This window comes from Microbacterium sp. NPDC076895 (assembly GCF_040687115.1).
Taxonomy (GTDB): domain Bacteria; phylum Actinomycetota; class Actinomycetes; order Actinomycetales; family Microbacteriaceae; genus Microbacterium.
Window position 1 is genome coordinate 1 of the sequence record NZ_JBFBMQ010000015.1, and the last position, 15,018, is coordinate 15,018.

Here is a 15,018-nt window from a genome sequence, read left to right on the forward strand (position 1 = left end):
GCGGTTGAACTCAACAGCTCCACTTCACAACCGGAGGTCTTCGCCTTTCAACAGGTCAGGGCCGTGTCGCCGAAACAACGTCCCTGGACATCACAGCTAGGTGTCTCGCACGCCCCGCTCGGGCAGCCCGCTGCGAGGGTTCCTCCATCGAAACCGCCAGCGCTTTGGCTGTGCGCACAGTAGGCCGAGCCGACTACTAGGCTGTAGGGGCAGCCCGGGCACCGACGCGTGCTTGGACGGCTCCGCGAGGCGGCGAACCCGTCCCGGTGCCGACGACAGCCCCAGACAATGCAAGGAGGCGCCGTGGACGACGCGCAGACCCCGCAGCAGAAGGCCATCCTGACCGTCGGTGATCGGACCGCCGAATTCCCCGTGCTCCACGGCACAGACGGGGTGCCGAGCATCGACGTCGCAACACTCACCCGGCAGACCGGGTTCACGGCTTTGGACTACGGGTTCGTCAACACGGCATCGACGAAGTCGGCGATCACCTACATCGACGGGGATGCCGGCATCCTGCGCTACCGCGGGTATCCGATCGAGCAGCTCGCGACTCACAGCACGTACCTTGAGGTCGCATGGCTGCTCATCTACGGGGAGCTGCCCACCGCTGATGAGCTCGCGGAGTTCGATAACCGCATCCGTCGCCACACGCTGCTGCACGAGGACCTCAAGCGCTTCTTCGGCTCGCTGCCCCCGACGGCGCACCCGATGTCGGTGCTGTCCGCGGCGACTGCGGCCCTGTCCACCTATTACGAAGACGAGTCCGACCCCCACAACCCCGAGCACGTCGAGGTCAACACGATCCGGCTTCTCGCGAAGCTCCCGGTCATCGCCGCATACGCGCACAAGAAGAGCATCGGTCAGGCGTTCCTCTACCCCGACAACTCGATGAGCTTCGTCGACAACTTCCTCAAGCTCAACTTCGGCGTCCTGTCCGAGCTGTACGAGGTCAACCCCGTCATCTCCCGCGCACTCGAGCGGTTGCTGATCCTGCACGAGGACCACGAGCAGAACGCGTCGACCTCGACGGTGCGCCTGGTCGGCTCGACTGGCGCTAACCAGTTCTCGTCGATCTCGGCCGGCATCAACGCGCTCTACGGTCCACTGCACGGCGGCGCGAACGAGGCGGTCCTCTCGATGCTTGCCCGCATCCGCGACTCGGGCGAGAGCGTCGAGCGTTTCGTCGAGCGCGTCAAGAACAAAGAAGACGGCGTCAAGCTCATGGGCTTCGGCCACCGGGTCTACAAGAACTACGACCCGCGGGCCAAGCTCGTGAAGGAGTCAGCCGACGAGGTGCTCTCGGAGCTCGGTGTGCACGACCCGCTGTTGGATCTTGCCAAGCAGCTCGAAGAGATCGCCCTCAACGACGACTACTTCAAGGAGCGCCGCCTCTACCCGAACGTCGACTTCTACACCGGCGTCATGTACAAGGCGATGGGCTTCCCGACGCGCATGTTCACCGTGCTGTTCGCGATCGGTCGCCTTCCGGGGTGGCTCGCACATTGGCGAGAGATGAACGGCGACCCGCAGACCAAGATCGGCCGCCCGCAACAGCTGTACACGGGCGCACCCGAGCGCATGTACCCGGGCGTCTGAGACAGTTCCCGCGCCAGCTTGTGGCGGGGGAATCTGGCATTCTGAACGGATGCCGAAACTCCTCGTCCGCGTACCGTCCCCGCTCCTGGCTCAGGGGGAGCTGACACACCTCGACCGGGTCGAGGCTGATGCCGACCTCGCCGTGTCGCAGTGGCGCGAGTACGTCTCGGTGTACCGAGATCGGGGGTGGCAGATCGTCGACGTCGAGCCGGCGCCGGACCAGCCCGACGGTGTCTTCATCGAGGATGCCCTCGTCGTGTTCGACGACATCGTGGTGATCGGTCGGCCCGGCGCCGAATCTCGACGTGGCGAAATCGCAACGGCCCGGGCGGCGGCAGACACGCTCGGCCTCCCTGTCCACGAAATCGAGGCTCCCGGCACGCTCGACGGCGGTGACGTGCTCAAGATCGGGCGTACGGTCTATGTCGGGGCGTCATCCCGGACCAACGATGACGGCATCCGTCAACTGGAGGCTCTGCTGAGCCCCCGGGGATGGAAGATCGTCGCCGTGCCGGTGACTCGGGTCCTGCATCTGAAGAGCGCGGTGACGGCGCTTCCTGACGGCACGGTCATCGGCTACGAGCCGCTCGTCGACGATCCCTCAGCCTTCCCGCGGTTCCTCCCTGTACCCGAAGAGCACGGCACTGCGGTGGTCGTCCTCGATGAGGCGACGGTTCTGATGTCGGCGGATGCCCCGCAGACCGCCGCATTGCTCCGGTCGCGCGGACTGACGGTCATCCAGACGCCCGTGACCGAGTTCGAAAAACTCGAGGGGTGCGTCACGTGCCTCTCGGTTCGCGTTCGTCGCTGAATCGCGTCGTCGCGACCGTTTTCAGGCGTGCAGCGCCTCGTTGAGGGTCACCCCGACACCGGCGCGCCTCACTGCCTCGATCGCGCCCGTGAGGGAGTTGCGGCGGAACAGGATTCCGTCGCGTCCAGAGAGCTCACCGCCCTTGACGGTCGGGTGCGTGCCGTCGGCGCCGACTGGCTCGTCGGCAAGCACGATCTTCGACCCGGCGGTCACATACAGCCCTGCCTCGACGACGCAATCGTCTCCCAACGAAATGCCGATGCCGGCGTTCGCGCCCAGGAGCGTCCGCTCACCGATCGACACACGGTGGGCGCCACCGCCCGACAGTGTGCCCATGATCGAGGCCCCACCGCCGATGTCGCTGCCGTCACCGACGATCACGCCCTGCGAAATGCGCCCCTCGACCATGCTCTGACCGAGCGTCCCGGCGTTGAAGTTCACGAAGCCTTCGTGCATCACAGTGGTGCCCGGCGACAGATAGGCGCCCAGCCGCACGCGTGATGCGTCGGCGATGCGGACCCCGGCGGGCACGACGTAATCGGTCAGGCGCGGAAACTTGTCGAGACCCTGCACCTGGATGCCGGCGCGCTGCAGTCGCGGACGGCGCTGGTCGAGCCCCCGAGGGTCGACGGGGCCGGCATTGGTCCAGGCAACGTTCGGGAGCGCGCCGAAGATACCGTCGAGATTCAGATCGTTCGGAGCGACGAGTCGGTATGACAGCGCGTGGAGGCGGAGGTAGGCATCCGGAGTACCCGAGGGTGCCGCGTCGAGATCGATCTCGATCTCGACCTGCGCGATGCTGACGCCGCGCGTGTCATCCGCACCCACAGCCTCGGCCACAAGAGCTCGCGCAGCATCGTGAGCGTCCTGGTTGTCGGACAGCGCACCGGACTGGGGGGAGGGGTACCAGGTGTCCAAGACCATGCCGTCTGCCGCGACAGTCGCCGCCCCGATACCGCTGATCATCCGCTGTGCCGTCATCGTTCCAGGGTATCGACTCGCGCCCACTCGGGCGGTTCCTGTGACGCCTCGCCCATCGCACTATGGAGGGCCCTGGCTAGACTCGAGGGGTGCTGGACCTGACCTCGAATTCTGTCGATCTCACCCGCGCGATCTGCGACATCCCCAGCGTCTCTGGCGACGAAGGACATCTCGCAGACCTGATCGAGGAGGCAGTGCGTGCTCTGCCCCACCTCGAGGTCATCCGGGATGGCGACACGATCATCGCTCGTACGAACCTCGGAAGAGCTCGTAGGGTCGCGATCGCCGGACATATCGACACGGTGCCGATCAACCGAAACGTTCCCACCCGAACTGTCGACATCGACGGCGAAGAGTTCATCTGGGGGCGCGGCACCGTCGACATGAAGGCCGGCGTTGCTGTTCAGCTCAAGCTCGCCGCCGACCTCGTCGCCCCCAAGGCTGACATCACGTGGATCTGGTACGACCACGAGGAGGTCGCTGCAGCCCTCAACGCCCTCACTCGCATCGCCGCGACCCGTACTGACCTGCTCGCCGCAGACTTCGCCATTCTCGGAGAACCCTCCAACGGGCAGGTCGAGGGAGGCTGCAACGGCCACATGCGCGCGATTATCCGAACGCACGGTGTGCGCTCGCACAGTGCACGTTCGTGGATCGGGGAGAACGCCATCCACAAGGCGGCGCCGATTCTCGAGCGCCTGGCCTCCTACACGGCGCGTGAGGTTCCCGTGGATGGGCTCGTCTACCGTGAAGGCCTCAACGCCGTGCGGATCACCGGCGGTGTGGCAGGAAACGTCATTCCCGACCTCTGCGAGGTTGAGGTCAACTATCGCTTTGCTCCCTCGCGCAGCGGCGCCGAGGCTGAGGCTCACGTCCGAGAGGTCTTCGAGGGCTTCGAGGTCGAGGTCATCGATATGGCCGAAGGTGCCCGGCCGGGGCTAGACGATCCGCTGGCGCAAGAATTCGTGGCTGCTGTGGGCGGCACAGCTCAACCCAAGTACGGCTGGACCGATGTTGCCCGCTTCTCGGCCCTCGGCATCCCCGCCGTCAACTACGGTCCGGGGGACCCGCAGCTGGCCCACCACGACGAAGAGCGCGTTGCCGTCGCCCAGATCCGGGATGTCGAGCGCGGGCTGCGTGCGTGGCTGACCTGACGACATCGGCGCCGGCGCCGCTCTCCCGGCGGTCGATCCCGCCGGCGCTGACGATTGCGCTCATCTATCTCGCTGCGCGGGCCGTCACGTTCGGTTTCCTCATCCTGGCTGCCGCGCTCTCGGCCGAGGGAACGCGGTTCGGCGCTGGAGCAACCGTCCAAGACCTCGTGGTGGGCTGGGACGCCCAGTGGTACTGGTATCTGGCCGTCAACGGGTATCCGGCTGAGCTGCCGCTCACTGACGCCGGTGCAGTGGCCGAGAACCAGTGGGCATTCATGCCGATCTACGCCTACCTCGCTGCCGCGATGGCGCCGCTCGTGGGCGGGTGGTGGGGTGTCGCTGCCGTGGTGATCTCCCTGGTAGCCGGGTACGGGGCAACCTACGTGCTTTACCGGATGCTGCGGGGTCGGATCGGAGGAACGGCTGCTATCTGGGCCGCCGCCTTCTTTGCAGCCGGACCCTTGGCGGCGCTGTTCCAGGTGGGCTACGCGGAAGCTCTCTTTCTCTTGTGGCTCTTCTTGGCGCTGTGGGCAGTCACAGCACGGCGCTTCGTGTGGGTGTACCCGCTGGTGATCCTCATGGGCTACACGCGGCCCGGCGTTCTCGCCTTCGCCCTGTTCATGGGGCTCTTCGGCATCTGGCGCTTCTTCTCACGCCGGGCGGAGCCCCTTCGCACACGTGAGGTCGTACACATCGTCGCGCTGGGGTCGCTCGCCACCGTTGTCGGATTCTCGTGGCAGATCATCGCTGCGGTGGTCACCGGGAATCCGGGCGCATACCTTGCGACAGAACTCGCGTGGCGGCGCAACTGGCTCCCGGGCGATGAGGGACGCTTCCTCCCCTTCGATGCTTTCGTTCGCGGTGCAGCCTTCTGGGGAGAGGTCTGGGGCTGGGGGGCAGCAGGGGGCGTCATCCTGCTCGTGCTGATTCTGGCCGGGGTGACGGCGGCGCTCCTGTGGGCACCTCAGGTTCGGGCCATGGGACCCGAGATTCGCCTGTGGGCTGTCAGCTACCTCGTCTACTTGCTGGCGGTGTTTTTCCCCCAGTCCAGCATCTTCCGACTGCTGGTGCCGCTCTCGCCCCTGTGGGGTGCGTTCGCGGTACCGCGGTCCCTCGTCTGGCGCGTCGGCGTGCTCATCGCGTGCCTTGCCGGACAGTGGTGGTGGATTTACAACATGTATGCCCTCGGCAACCGCTTCTGGCAGATCCCCTAAGCTTGGTTGGTAGACCACGACGAAAGGGAGCCGCCATGGCAGCCATGAAGCCGCGAACCGGAGACGGACCGATGGAGGCCGTGAAGGAAGGCCGTCTCATCATCGTGCGAGTACCTCTTGAAGGCGGTGGCCGCCTTGTCGTCTCGGTGAACGACGCCGAGGCCAAGGAACTGTACGACGTGCTCGGCGGAGTTGTCGGAGCCGCGTAACGCGCGATCATCTCACGAACGAAGCGGCCGGTCAGGTGACCGGCCGCTTTCGTGTTTCCGCGTCTCCTAAACCGATGCGAGAGTCGTCAGCTGAAGGAGTCCTTCGCGCGCGGTGTTGAGTGCGCCGAGGACGGCGGGGGACTGCGCCACCTCTTGAATGAGCGAGCGGTAGGCGGTCGTGACCTCATCGCGCTTGACCGGATCGGCGACCGCGCCCCCCGCGAGGACCCGCGGGACCAGGACCGTGCCCCCCGGGCGCACGAGGCGCAGCCCGTGCTCCACATACTCGATGACGCCCTCGGGCTCGGCATCGACCAGAACGATGTCGTACGAGGCCTCGTTCATGCGAGGAAGTACTTCGGCCGCGCGGCCCGTGATGAATCGGGCGCGTGCCGGCGGGACCTTGGCCTGAGCGAACGCGTGACGTGCTGCCCCCAGATGCTCAGGCTCGACGTCGATGGTGGTGAGAGTCGCCTGCGGCGCTCCGCGCAGCAGCCAGAGCCCGGAGACTCCGCCGCCCGTGCCGATCTCAACGATGTTCAGCGCGCGTCCGACGGCGGCGATCGTGGCACACTGCACGCCGACCGCGGCGCTGATCGGTTCGGCGCCGAGTTCGAGTGCGGCCTCGCGAGCGCGGGCGATCGCATCGGGTTCGACCGTGACCTCTTCGACGAATCGATTGACCGCGTGATCTCCCATGCACTGCCCTTTCTCTGAGGGGCAAGCCTACGGGCGCGCGCCCGGAATCTCGCTGAGGCGCGAGGGGTAATCTTGACCCATGTTCAACGGGATCACGATCGAGAAGCTTTTGCTGATCGCTCTGATTGCCGGAATGATCATCGGCCCGCAGCGGCTGCCCCGCTACGCAGCGGCTCTCGGACAGTTCGTGCGCCGAGCTCGTGACTTCGCCCGCTCCGCCGGCTCCCGCGTCAAAGAAGAGATGGGTGAGGACTTCGACGACGTGGATTGGCGCACGCTCGATCCGCGCCAGTACGACCCGCGTCGCATCATCCGGGAGGCACTGCTGGATGACCCTCCGACGCCGCCCGTCAAGCCGCAGTCCGCGACGATGGCCGCGGCCGGAGCCGCTGCTGCTGCTGGAGCGACCACGACGTCGACGAAGGCACCGCCGCTGGCGGTGGGGGAGATTCCGCCGTTCGACGCGGAAGCTACCTGACCCGCATCGGGAGGGGGCGGCCCGACAGTCCGCGCCCGGAGGCCAAAACCGCCTCCGCAACAGCCTCGATCGCCACTGCGGCGGGGTCAGCGGCATCCGTCACGAGGTGCACGTCGCCGGCGTCGCCGGATGCCCGCACGCCCTGACTCAGCGGTATCGAGCCGAGGAGCGGGACGGGTTCAGCATCCGTCTGCAGGGCCTGGGCGACAAGCTCTCCGCCGCCGGAGCCGAACAGATCGAGCACCGTGCCGTCGGGAAGAGTGAGCGGCGCCATGTTCTCGACGACTCCCAGCACGCGCTGACCCGTCTGCCGGGCCACGAGACCCGAGCGGATCGCGACGTCGGCGGCGGCGCGCTGGGGCGTGGTCACCACGATGACCTCGGCGTGGGGCAGGAGCTGCCCGACAGAGATCGCGACATCGCCCGTTCCCGGTGGCATGTCCAGCAGCAGGATGTCGAGATCACCGAAGTGGACGTCGGTAAGGAACTGCTGCACGGTGCGGTGCAGCATCGGACCACGCCACGCCACGGCGCCAAGCGGCTCTTCCCCCGAACCGCGCCGCAGGAACATCCCGATCGAGATCACCTTCACCCCGTGCGCGACGGGAGGAAGCATGAGGTCATCGATCCGGGTCGGTTGCGGGGGTGCCCCGTCGGGTCCGACAAGACCCAGGATGCCGGGAATCGAGAATCCGTGGACGTCGGCGTCGATGAGCCCGACGCGAAGACCGCGCGCTGCCAGGGTCGTCGCCAGGAGCGCGGTCAGCGTCGACTTGCCGACACCGCCCTTACCGCTCGTAACCGCGATCACGCGGGTCAGGGAGTCAGGCCCGAACGGCATCGACCGGGCCGGGCGTCCGCCGCGCAGCATCTCGGTGAGGCGAGCCCGCTCGTCGGCATCCATGACCCCGACCGCGATCTCCGCTGACGCCACCCCGGGCACTGACAGGGCCGCGGCGCGAACATCGGATTCGATGCGCGCGGCGGCGGGGCATCCGGCGACGGTGAGGGCGATGTCGACCCACGCCGTGCCATCGTCAACGCGCGTGCCGCGTACCATCCCGAGCTCACCGATAGGGCGGCGCAACTCCGGATCGATCACGGCTCCGACGGCGCGCGTGACCTCGTCTGCGGCAGTCACCGCACGTCTCCGCTGGTCACACCGAACCACCTTCGCGAGGGAGAGTTGCGCCTGCGGAGGGCTCACCCTCGGTGTGGTGCGGCTCCGCGCGTTCGTCGAGCTTTCTCAGCAGCGACTTCAGCTCGGCGCGCAGCGTGTCACGGGTTACGACCTCGGAGGTGACCTCGGTGAGGGCAATGCGCAGGGCCACGATCTCGCGCGCGAGGTACTCGGTGTCGGCGAGGTTTCGTTCTGCGCGCTGACGGTCCTGCTCGATCTGCACGCGGTCGCGGTCATCCTGCCGGTTCTGGGCGAGCAGGATGAGGGGAGCGGCGTAGGAGGCCTGCAGCGAGAGCATGAGCGTCAGGGCCGTGAAGCCGTTGGCGGCGGAATCGAACCGCAGGTTCTCGGGAGCTGCGGTGTTCCACGCGATCCAGGCGACGCAGAACAGGGTGAGAGCCACCAGGAACCAGGGGGTGCCCATGTTGCGGGCGATCCACTCGGTTGCTCGTCCGAACCGATCCCGCGAGGGCTGGGGTGTGCGACTGCGAATCGGCATGCTCGACCGACCGCGGGGGGCGTCCAGCCCCCGGGGCGAGCGCGCCATCACAGCTTCACCGGCCCTGTCCAGGGAAACGACACCGGTCGCTGGTCGCTCGAGTGCGAGCGCCAGTCTTCAGGGAGCAGGTAGTCGAGCACATCGTCGACGCTGACGACACCGACCAGGCGGTGGACTTGGTCGACGACCGGCACAGATACCAGGTTGTACGAGGCGAGGATGCGGGCGACCTCGGCCGCCGTTGCGGTGGCTGCCAGCGGCTCGATGGTGTCATCGATGAGGGAGCCGAGCCGCTCGTGGGGCGGGTAGCGCAGCATCCGTTGGAAGTGCACGGTGCCAAGGAACCGGCCCGTCGGCGTTTCGTACGGGGGCAGGGTGATGAACACCGACGCCGCGAGCGCCGGATGCAGCTCGTGACGGCGGATGAGCGCGAGTGCCTCGGCGACCGTCGCTTCGGCCGAGAGCACGATCGGCTCGCTCGTCATGAGACCACCGGCGGTGTCGGGGCCGTACTTCAGGAGTTCCCGGACGTCCTCGGCTTCCTCGGGCTCCATGAGATCGAGCAGCGCCTCGCTGCGGCCTGCCGGGAGCTGTCCGAGCAGGTCGGCTGCGTCATCCGGTTCCATCGCGTCGAGGATGTCGGCGGCACGCTCATCACCCAGCTGCTCGAGAATGTGCGCCTGGTCGTCCTCGGGCATCTCCTCGAGTGCGTCGGCAAGACGGTCGTCGGGAAGTTCTTCGGCGACCTCGAGCAGGCGAGCGTCGGGAAGATCGAGCAGCGTGTTGGCGAGGTCGGCAGGCTTCAGCTCGCTCAGGGTCGCAACGAGCTGTTCGGCCGACGGCTCCTGCGTGGAATCGAGCTGCTCGGTGACCTCTTCCCAGCTGGCTAGCGTGGTCGGGCCCTTCGTGAACGGAGATGCGCTGGTGCGAGGACGACGCAGGAACAGCTGGCCGATGTCCCAGGCGCCGAGCCGGTCGCGCTCGATGGCGGCATCCTCGATGACTGCCTCGCCTGACCCGTCGCGGAAGTACACGCGGCGACCGAGGAGTTCAGCGAGGACCCGCACCTCGCCACCGCGCTGCTGGAACCTGCGGACGTTGATGAGGCCGGTGGTGATGACCTGCCCCGGGGCGATCGAGGTGACGCGCCCGATCGAGACGAACACGTTTCGCCGGCCGGGAATCTCGACCACGAGCCCGACGACGCGCGGCGGGTCATCGGCGCGGTAGACGACCACGACATCGCGGACCCGTCCGAGCCGGTCGCCGGCAGGGTCGAAGACGGCGCAGCCCGAGAGGCGCGCGACAAAGACCCGCTGCGTGTTCACCCGTCCAGCGTAGCCCCGCACCCGGGCATGCCCTCCTCTGGTTACGAGCGACGATTCGTGGCGACTCAGCGGATGGCAAGACCCGGCATGGGAGGATGGACGAATGAGCATGATGGGGGGCCAGTTCGCCCGCAACCTCGAGGACGTCGGACAGACCGTCGCGACCTTCGACAAGTACGAAGCCGCCCAGAAGGCGGTGTCCAAGCTCATCGCCGAAGACATTCCCGCGCGTGAGATCACGATCGTCGGTCAGGGCTTGCGTTCGATGGAGCGGGTCACCGGTCGCCTCGGCTACGCGACGGCTGCTCGCTCGGGCGCGATCAACGGACTTCTCCTGGGCATGCTGTTTTCTGCCGTCTTCGTGCTCGGGATGCCGAACGTGCCGATCCAGGCTTTCGTCGGTGTGCTGTTCGTCGGTATCGCGATCGGCATGCTGGCGAGCCTGCTGACCTTCGCCATCGTCCGCCGCCGTCGCGACTTCGCGTCGGTCATGCAGTTCGTCGCCGACCACTACGACATCGCCGTTGCCGGCAGCAGTGCAGGTCGGGCACGCCAGGTCTTGGGCCCGCAGGCTGCAGCGCAGGCAGCGCCGCGCACGCAGGTGGTAGCCCCGCCGCCCGAGCGGCCGGCTGCCCCTCAGGAACCGCCGCGCTACGGTCAGCGGATCGAGGACGTGACACCTCCAGGCGCCGCGGCCGAACCGGCGACTGACGCCTCACCTAATCCGGGCGCCCCCGACACTGAAGCCGACGAGGACGCGGCGACTCAGGGCGACGACAAGGCCTAGTCGCCCGCTCTCTGCGCTAGCGCGCGAGGCGCGCGATCCAGGCTTCGACCTCGTCGGCGGTGCGGGGGATCCCCGCAGACAGGTTCACCGGTCCGTCGGCGGTCATCAGGACGTCATCCTCGATCCGCACACCGATGCCGCGCAGTTCTTCGGGCACCGTGAGGTCGTCGATCTGGAAGTACAGCCCCGGCTCGATCGTGAACACCATTCCGGGCTGCAGGATGCCGTCGTAGTACATCTCGCGGCGAGCCTGAGCGCAGTCGTGAACGTCGATGCCGAGGTGGTGACTGGTTCCGTGCACCATGTACCGGCGGTGCTGGCCACCGGTGTCGACAGCGAGGGCCTCGTCAGCGGTCACGGGAAGAAGGCCCCACTCCGCGGTGCGGGCAGCGATGACCCCCATCGCGGCTTCGTGGATGGATCGGAACGTGACCCCGGGGCGGGCTGCAGCGAACGCGGCATCCGCGGCCTCCCGCACGGTCTCATAGACGCGCCGCTGCACCTCCGTGAACGTCCCGCTGACCGGCAGGGTTCGGGTGATGTCTGCGGTGTAGAGGCTGTCGAGCTCGACGCCCGCGTCGATCAGAATCAGATCTCCCGGCAGCACGGCGCCGTCGTTGCGGGTCCAATGCAGGTAGCAGGCGTGGGGTCCGGAGGCCGCGATCGTGTCGTATCCCTCTCCGTTGCCGTCGCTGCGCGCACGGAGGTGGAAGACGCCCTCGACAATCCGCTCTCCGCGAGGGTGCTCGATGATCCGGGGGAGGTCGGCGACGATGTCGTCGAACCCTGCCGCGGTCACGGCGACGGCTTCGCGCATCTGGGCGATCTCATCCTCATCTTTGATCAGCCGCATCTCCGAGACCGCGCGGGTGAGGTCGGCGTCGGTGTCCACGACGCGCTCCCCGTCGGCGGGGGCGAACGCGGCGATGTGGTCGGTGCGGATGCCGAGGTCTGCCGCAACACCCGCAAGCGCTGGACGGGGTCCGATCCAGAACTCCCCGATGGATGCGTCGGCGTAGAACTCCGCAGTCGTACGGTCGGCACGCTCGCGGAAGTACAGGACCGCCTCGTGTCCGCCCTCAGGAAGCGGATCCATCACAAGGATCGCGCCGGGTTCGGCATCCGAGCCCCACCCGGTCAGATGTGAGAAAGCCGAGTGCGCCCGGAACCGGTAGTCGGTGTCGTTCGAGCGCTGCTTGAGTTCACCGGCGGGAAAGACCAGCCGCTCGCCGGGGAAGGCGGCGGACAGCGCGGCGCGGCGTCGTGCCGCGAACACGGCCCGCGACCGGGCAGGGGGGAGTGTCTCGGGGCGCTCAGCCCAGCCCGTGGAGATCGTGTCGAGGAATCCCTGCGGGAACGGCTGCTTGCGGTTCGTCGTGCTGTTTTCGGTCGCCGCAGTCGTCGTCGTGGCTTCGCTGTCGCCGGTCGTGCTCATTCATCCAGTCTCGCACGAGTGCATCGCGCGGGTCAGGGGGCGGCGGGCTCCAGTTGCACCACGAGCGGCCGGTGATCGCTTCCGCTGCTGTCCACCGACGAGAGGACGAGCGATCCGGTCACCGTCCACGCGTCCGTTGTCATGACGTGGTCGATGGCGGTGCCGAATAGCGGCGGCCAGGCCGTGCTCCAGGTGCCCACGGCTCCTGTGCCGCTGGCTGCCGCGGCATCCCGGCAGCGTCCGAGTTCGCCGCCATCGACGCCGAGTCCACCGAAGTGGTCGAGCGTCGCGTTGAAGTCTCCGGCCATGATGACGTTGTCGGCGGCGCACTGGTCGCCGAGCCAGCGGAGGTCGGCGCGCCAGTCCTCCATGTAGTCCGCGCGGGGCGCGACGGCGTGTGCTGCCACGACGATCGGGCCGACCCCGGAGACGGGCATCGCGACGGCGCTTGGCACCGTGGATGTCGTGCTCGTGCCCTCCACCGACGACTCGATCACGGCGTAATCGCCGAGGTCGGGGGTGATGAGGAGGGTCGTCGATCCGGCATCCCACGGGGTCGACGGGTCCTTCGCGTGGTGTGCCCACATTGGATGCCCGAGCTCACGCATCTCGATAGCCACCTGCTCGCCCGTCTCGATGGTCGTCTCGGGAAGAGCGACGATGTCGGCATCCATCGCGACCGCGAGCCGCGCGATCTCATCGGCCGAAGTCGCTGGTCCCGCGGTGTTCCACGTCATGACGCGGATCGCCGTGTCGGTCTTCGCGGGAAGGCCCTCGGTGCCGATGCCGCGACCCAGCACGACTGCCCCGTTCGCGACGACACCGACCAGCGCGACGATCAGGACGGTGACCGCGAGCGGACGGATCGACCGAGCGAAGGACGCGAGCAGGGCGATGATGCCGACCGCCGCGAGAGCGAGCACGATCACGCCGCGGAAGGCGATGATCTGCGCGATCGGTGCGAGGCGCTCGACCCGGAAGAAGTCGGGTGCGGTGAGCACCGCGACCACGGCGATCCAGATCACCGCAACGAGGATCCCCAGAGCCCGACGCACGTCCGCGAGCCTATGACAGCGGTCTGGGAGATAGGTACGAGCCGCGCCGCGGTGAGCTGTGCGTGCGGCGCTAGGCTCAAACGGTGGACGACGAGCGGCTCTTCGAGGGACCCGCCGACCTGCATCTCCACTCGACGCAGTCGGATGGGACTGACGCGCCGGCTGACGTCATGCGCGCGGCGCATCGTCACGGCCTGCGCATTGCCGCCCTGACCGACCACGACACCGCCGCGGGCTGGGCGGAGGCCGCGGAGGCTGCGGCATCGCTCGGCATGATGTTCGTTCCGGGTATGGAAATGTCGGCGCGTGATGACTGGCGCAGCGTTCATGTGCTCGCGTACCTCTTCGACCCCGACGACGAGCAACTGCGGGCGATGACCGAGCGGGTGCGGACGTCCCGGCTTGAGCGTGCCCGGATGATCTCCGATCGCATCGCCCGCGACTTCGACCTCGAGTGGGAAGACATCCTCGCGCAGACCTCCGACGGTGCCACCGTGGGTCGCCCGCACATCGCGGACGCGCTCGTCGCTCGCGGACACGTGCAGGATCGCGACGAGGCTTTCCGCGGCATCCTCAGCCCCCGGAGCCCCTACTACGTCGCTCTGTTCGCCCCCGACCCGGTCACCGCGGTCCGGCTCATCGTCGCAGCCGGGGGAGTGCCGATCCTCGCCCACCCCGCCGGGCGCGCGGGCCCCTTCCCCACGCCGCTCGTGAACCGGATGCTGGATGCGGGGCTTGCCGGCTTCGAACTCGGCCACCGCGACAACACCGCTGCCGGCATCCGTCAGCTGGAGTCGCTGGTCGCCGAGCGCGACCTCATCGTGACCGGCTCGAGCGACTATCACGGCCTGGGCAAGCCGAATATGCCGGGCGAACACACGACAGCCCCCGCCATGGTCGAGCGCATCCTCGCCGCCGGGCACGGTAGTGCGCCGGTGTACCCGTAGGTCAGGGCCCCTGCTCCGGGCATAGACCTCACCGAGCTTCGCAGGATCGCGCGAAATCCGCAGTCACGGGCCGCAATCCTGCGAGGTTCGCGCGATTCTGCGAGGTTCGGATGCCGAACCTCTCGCGCACAGCGAAGCGCCCCCGCCTCGAGAAGAGACGGGGGCGCTTCGCGTGAGCGTCGGATCAGCCGAGGGCCTTGGCCTTCAGCTGGTCGTACTCGGCCTGCGAGATGGTGCCGGCGTCCAGGAGCGCCTTGGCGCGGGCGATCTCCTCGGCCGGGCTGTGCTTGGCCCCGCCACCGGCGACCGACTGGATGTAGGCATCCTGGGCCTGCTTGATCTGCTCGGCCTCTTTCATGGAGCGCTCGCTCATGCCGCGGCCGCGCGCGATGAGGTAGACCAGCGCCGTGATGAAGGGGAGGAAGAGCAGGAAGATGATCCAGACGGCCTTCCACCAACCGTTGAGCTTGTGGTCACGGAAGAGGTCGCCGATGATCGCGAACAGCACGAACAGGTACGCAACGAAGACGAAGATCCACAGGAACCACCAGATGATGTCCCAGAACGAGCCCCAGAATCCCTGGTACTCGTATCCCGTCGTCACAGCTTCAAGAAATCGCATGACAGCCTTTCGGGGTTTTC

The 15,018-nt window shown here is 67.5% G+C and carries 16 protein-coding genes; 8 read left to right on the top strand and 8 right to left on the bottom strand.

What is annotated here, in order from left to right; genetic code table 11:
* Positions 1–303: 303 nt before the first annotated feature.
* Positions 304–1,599 (top strand): citrate synthase, encoded by a 1,296-nt coding sequence (locus tag AB0O89_RS12315; protein WP_363497997.1) that lies wholly within the window; start codon positions 304–306, stop codon positions 1,597–1,599.
* Positions 1,600–1,648: 49 nt separating this feature from the next.
* Positions 1,649–2,410, top strand: coding sequence for a dimethylargininase (gene ddaH, locus AB0O89_RS12320; protein WP_363498000.1), 762 nt, complete (start codon positions 1,649–1,651; stop codon positions 2,408–2,410).
* A 21-nt stretch (positions 2,411–2,431) separates the two neighbouring features.
* Here the strand turns inward: ddaH and dapD are convergent, their stop codons facing one another.
* Positions 2,432–3,391, bottom strand: coding sequence for a 2,3,4,5-tetrahydropyridine-2,6-dicarboxylate N-succinyltransferase (gene dapD, locus AB0O89_RS12325; protein ID WP_363498003.1), 960 nt, complete (start codon positions 3,389–3,391; stop codon positions 2,432–2,434).
* An 89-nt stretch (positions 3,392–3,480) separates the two neighbouring features.
* Here dapD and dapE point away from each other — a divergent pair, with 89 nt between their 5' ends.
* From dapE to AB0O89_RS12340, 3 genes are read left to right on the top strand one after another with little or no spacing between them, the layout of a single operon-like run.
* Positions 3,481–4,545, top strand: coding sequence for a succinyl-diaminopimelate desuccinylase (gene dapE, locus AB0O89_RS12330; protein WP_363498006.1), 1,065 nt, complete (start codon positions 3,481–3,483; stop codon positions 4,543–4,545).
* Positions 4,533–5,759 carry a hypothetical protein gene (locus AB0O89_RS12335; RefSeq protein WP_363498009.1) on the top strand — a complete coding sequence of 409 codons (1,227 nt, stop codon included), beginning with the start codon at positions 4,533–4,535 and terminating at the stop codon, positions 5,757–5,759. Before dapE ends, AB0O89_RS12335 begins: the two co-directional genes overlap by 13 nt.
* Before the next feature lie 35 nt (positions 5,760–5,794).
* Positions 5,795–5,968, top strand: a complete 174-nt coding sequence (locus AB0O89_RS12340; RefSeq protein WP_076490128.1) for a DUF3117 domain-containing protein — start codon at positions 5,795–5,797, stop codon at positions 5,966–5,968.
* A 66-nt stretch (positions 5,969–6,034) separates the two neighbouring features.
* On the opposite strand, the gene AB0O89_RS12345 is transcribed toward AB0O89_RS12340, so the two are convergent.
* Positions 6,035–6,667 (bottom strand): class I SAM-dependent methyltransferase, encoded by a 633-nt coding sequence (locus AB0O89_RS12345; protein WP_363498012.1) that lies wholly within the window; start codon positions 6,665–6,667, stop codon positions 6,035–6,037.
* Between the two features lie 79 nt (positions 6,668–6,746).
* Between AB0O89_RS12345 and AB0O89_RS12350 the strand changes: the two genes are divergently transcribed.
* Positions 6,747–7,145: a Sec-independent protein translocase TatB gene (locus tag AB0O89_RS12350; protein ID WP_363498015.1), complete on the top strand. Its 399-nt coding sequence runs from the start codon at positions 6,747–6,749 to the stop codon at positions 7,143–7,145.
* Here AB0O89_RS12350 and AB0O89_RS12355 read toward each other — a convergent pair.
* The 3 genes from AB0O89_RS12355 to AB0O89_RS12365 are packed head-to-tail and all read right to left on the bottom strand — an operon-like array spanning position 7,138 to position 10,152.
* Positions 7,138–8,286: a P-loop NTPase gene (locus AB0O89_RS12355; RefSeq protein WP_363498018.1), complete on the bottom strand. Its 1,149-nt coding sequence runs from the start codon at positions 8,284–8,286 to the stop codon at positions 7,138–7,140. The two genes, AB0O89_RS12350 and AB0O89_RS12355, sit on opposite strands and share 8 nt — an antisense overlap.
* 16 nt (positions 8,287–8,302) lie before the next feature.
* Positions 8,303–8,872 carry a DUF1003 domain-containing protein gene (locus AB0O89_RS12360; RefSeq protein ID WP_363498021.1) on the bottom strand — a complete coding sequence of 190 codons (570 nt, stop codon included), beginning with the start codon at positions 8,870–8,872 and terminating at the stop codon, positions 8,303–8,305.
* Positions 8,872–10,152, bottom strand: coding sequence for a CBS domain-containing protein (locus tag AB0O89_RS12365; RefSeq protein ID WP_341579638.1), 1,281 nt, complete (start codon positions 10,150–10,152; stop codon positions 8,872–8,874). Before AB0O89_RS12365 ends, AB0O89_RS12360 begins: the two co-directional genes overlap by 1 nt.
* 103 nt (positions 10,153–10,255) lie before the next feature.
* Here AB0O89_RS12365 and AB0O89_RS12370 point away from each other — a divergent pair, with 103 nt between their 5' ends.
* Positions 10,256–10,939, top strand: coding sequence for a general stress protein (locus AB0O89_RS12370; RefSeq protein ID WP_363498026.1), 684 nt, complete (start codon positions 10,256–10,258; stop codon positions 10,937–10,939).
* A gap of 16 nt (positions 10,940–10,955) precedes the next feature.
* Here the strand turns inward: AB0O89_RS12370 and AB0O89_RS12375 are convergent, their stop codons facing one another.
* Positions 10,956–12,374, bottom strand: a complete 1,419-nt coding sequence (locus AB0O89_RS12375) for an aminopeptidase P family protein (protein ID WP_363498029.1) — start codon at positions 12,372–12,374, stop codon at positions 10,956–10,958.
* Positions 12,375–12,406: 32 nt separating this feature from the next.
* Positions 12,407–13,429: an endonuclease/exonuclease/phosphatase family protein gene (locus tag AB0O89_RS12380; protein ID WP_363498032.1), complete on the bottom strand. Its 1,023-nt coding sequence runs from the start codon at positions 13,427–13,429 to the stop codon at positions 12,407–12,409.
* A gap of 83 nt (positions 13,430–13,512) precedes the next feature.
* Between AB0O89_RS12380 and AB0O89_RS12385 the strand changes: the two genes are divergently transcribed.
* On the top strand, positions 13,513–14,376 hold the full coding sequence (locus AB0O89_RS12385; protein WP_363498035.1) for a PHP domain-containing protein: 864 nt from the start codon (positions 13,513–13,515) through the stop codon (positions 14,374–14,376).
* Between the two features lie 184 nt (positions 14,377–14,560).
* Here AB0O89_RS12385 and AB0O89_RS12390 read toward each other — a convergent pair whose 3' ends face one another.
* Positions 14,561–14,998 (bottom strand): SHOCT domain-containing protein, encoded by a 438-nt coding sequence (locus tag AB0O89_RS12390; RefSeq protein ID WP_292735855.1) that lies wholly within the window; start codon positions 14,996–14,998, stop codon positions 14,561–14,563.
* Positions 14,999–15,018: the final 20 nt, after the last annotated feature.

Bases quoted from the DNA above. Each gene is read 5' to 3' on its own strand.
- ddaH (WP_363498000.1), top strand. From the start codon at position 1,649: ATGCCGAAACTCCTCGTCCGCGTACCGTCCCCGCTCCTGGCTCAGGGG.
- dapD (WP_363498003.1), bottom strand. From the start codon at position 3,391: ATGACGGCACAGCGGATGATCAGCGGTATCGGGGCGGCGACTGTCGCG.
- AB0O89_RS12340 (WP_076490128.1), top strand. From the start codon at position 5,795: ATGGCAGCCATGAAGCCGCGAACCGGAGACGGACCGATGGAGGCCGTG.
- AB0O89_RS12345 (WP_363498012.1), bottom strand. From the start codon at position 6,667: ATGGGAGATCACGCGGTCAATCGATTCGTCGAAGAGGTCACGGTCGAA.
- AB0O89_RS12350 (WP_363498015.1), top strand. From the start codon at position 6,747: ATGTTCAACGGGATCACGATCGAGAAGCTTTTGCTGATCGCTCTGATT.
- AB0O89_RS12360 (WP_363498021.1), bottom strand. From the start codon at position 8,872: ATGGCGCGCTCGCCCCGGGGGCTGGACGCCCCCCGCGGTCGGTCGAGC.
- AB0O89_RS12370 (WP_363498026.1), top strand. From the start codon at position 10,256: ATGAGCATGATGGGGGGCCAGTTCGCCCGCAACCTCGAGGACGTCGGA.
- AB0O89_RS12375 (WP_363498029.1), bottom strand. From the start codon at position 12,374: ATGAGCACGACCGGCGACAGCGAAGCCACGACGACGACTGCGGCGACC.
- AB0O89_RS12390 (WP_292735855.1), bottom strand. From the start codon at position 14,998: ATGCGATTTCTTGAAGCTGTGACGACGGGATACGAGTACCAGGGATTC.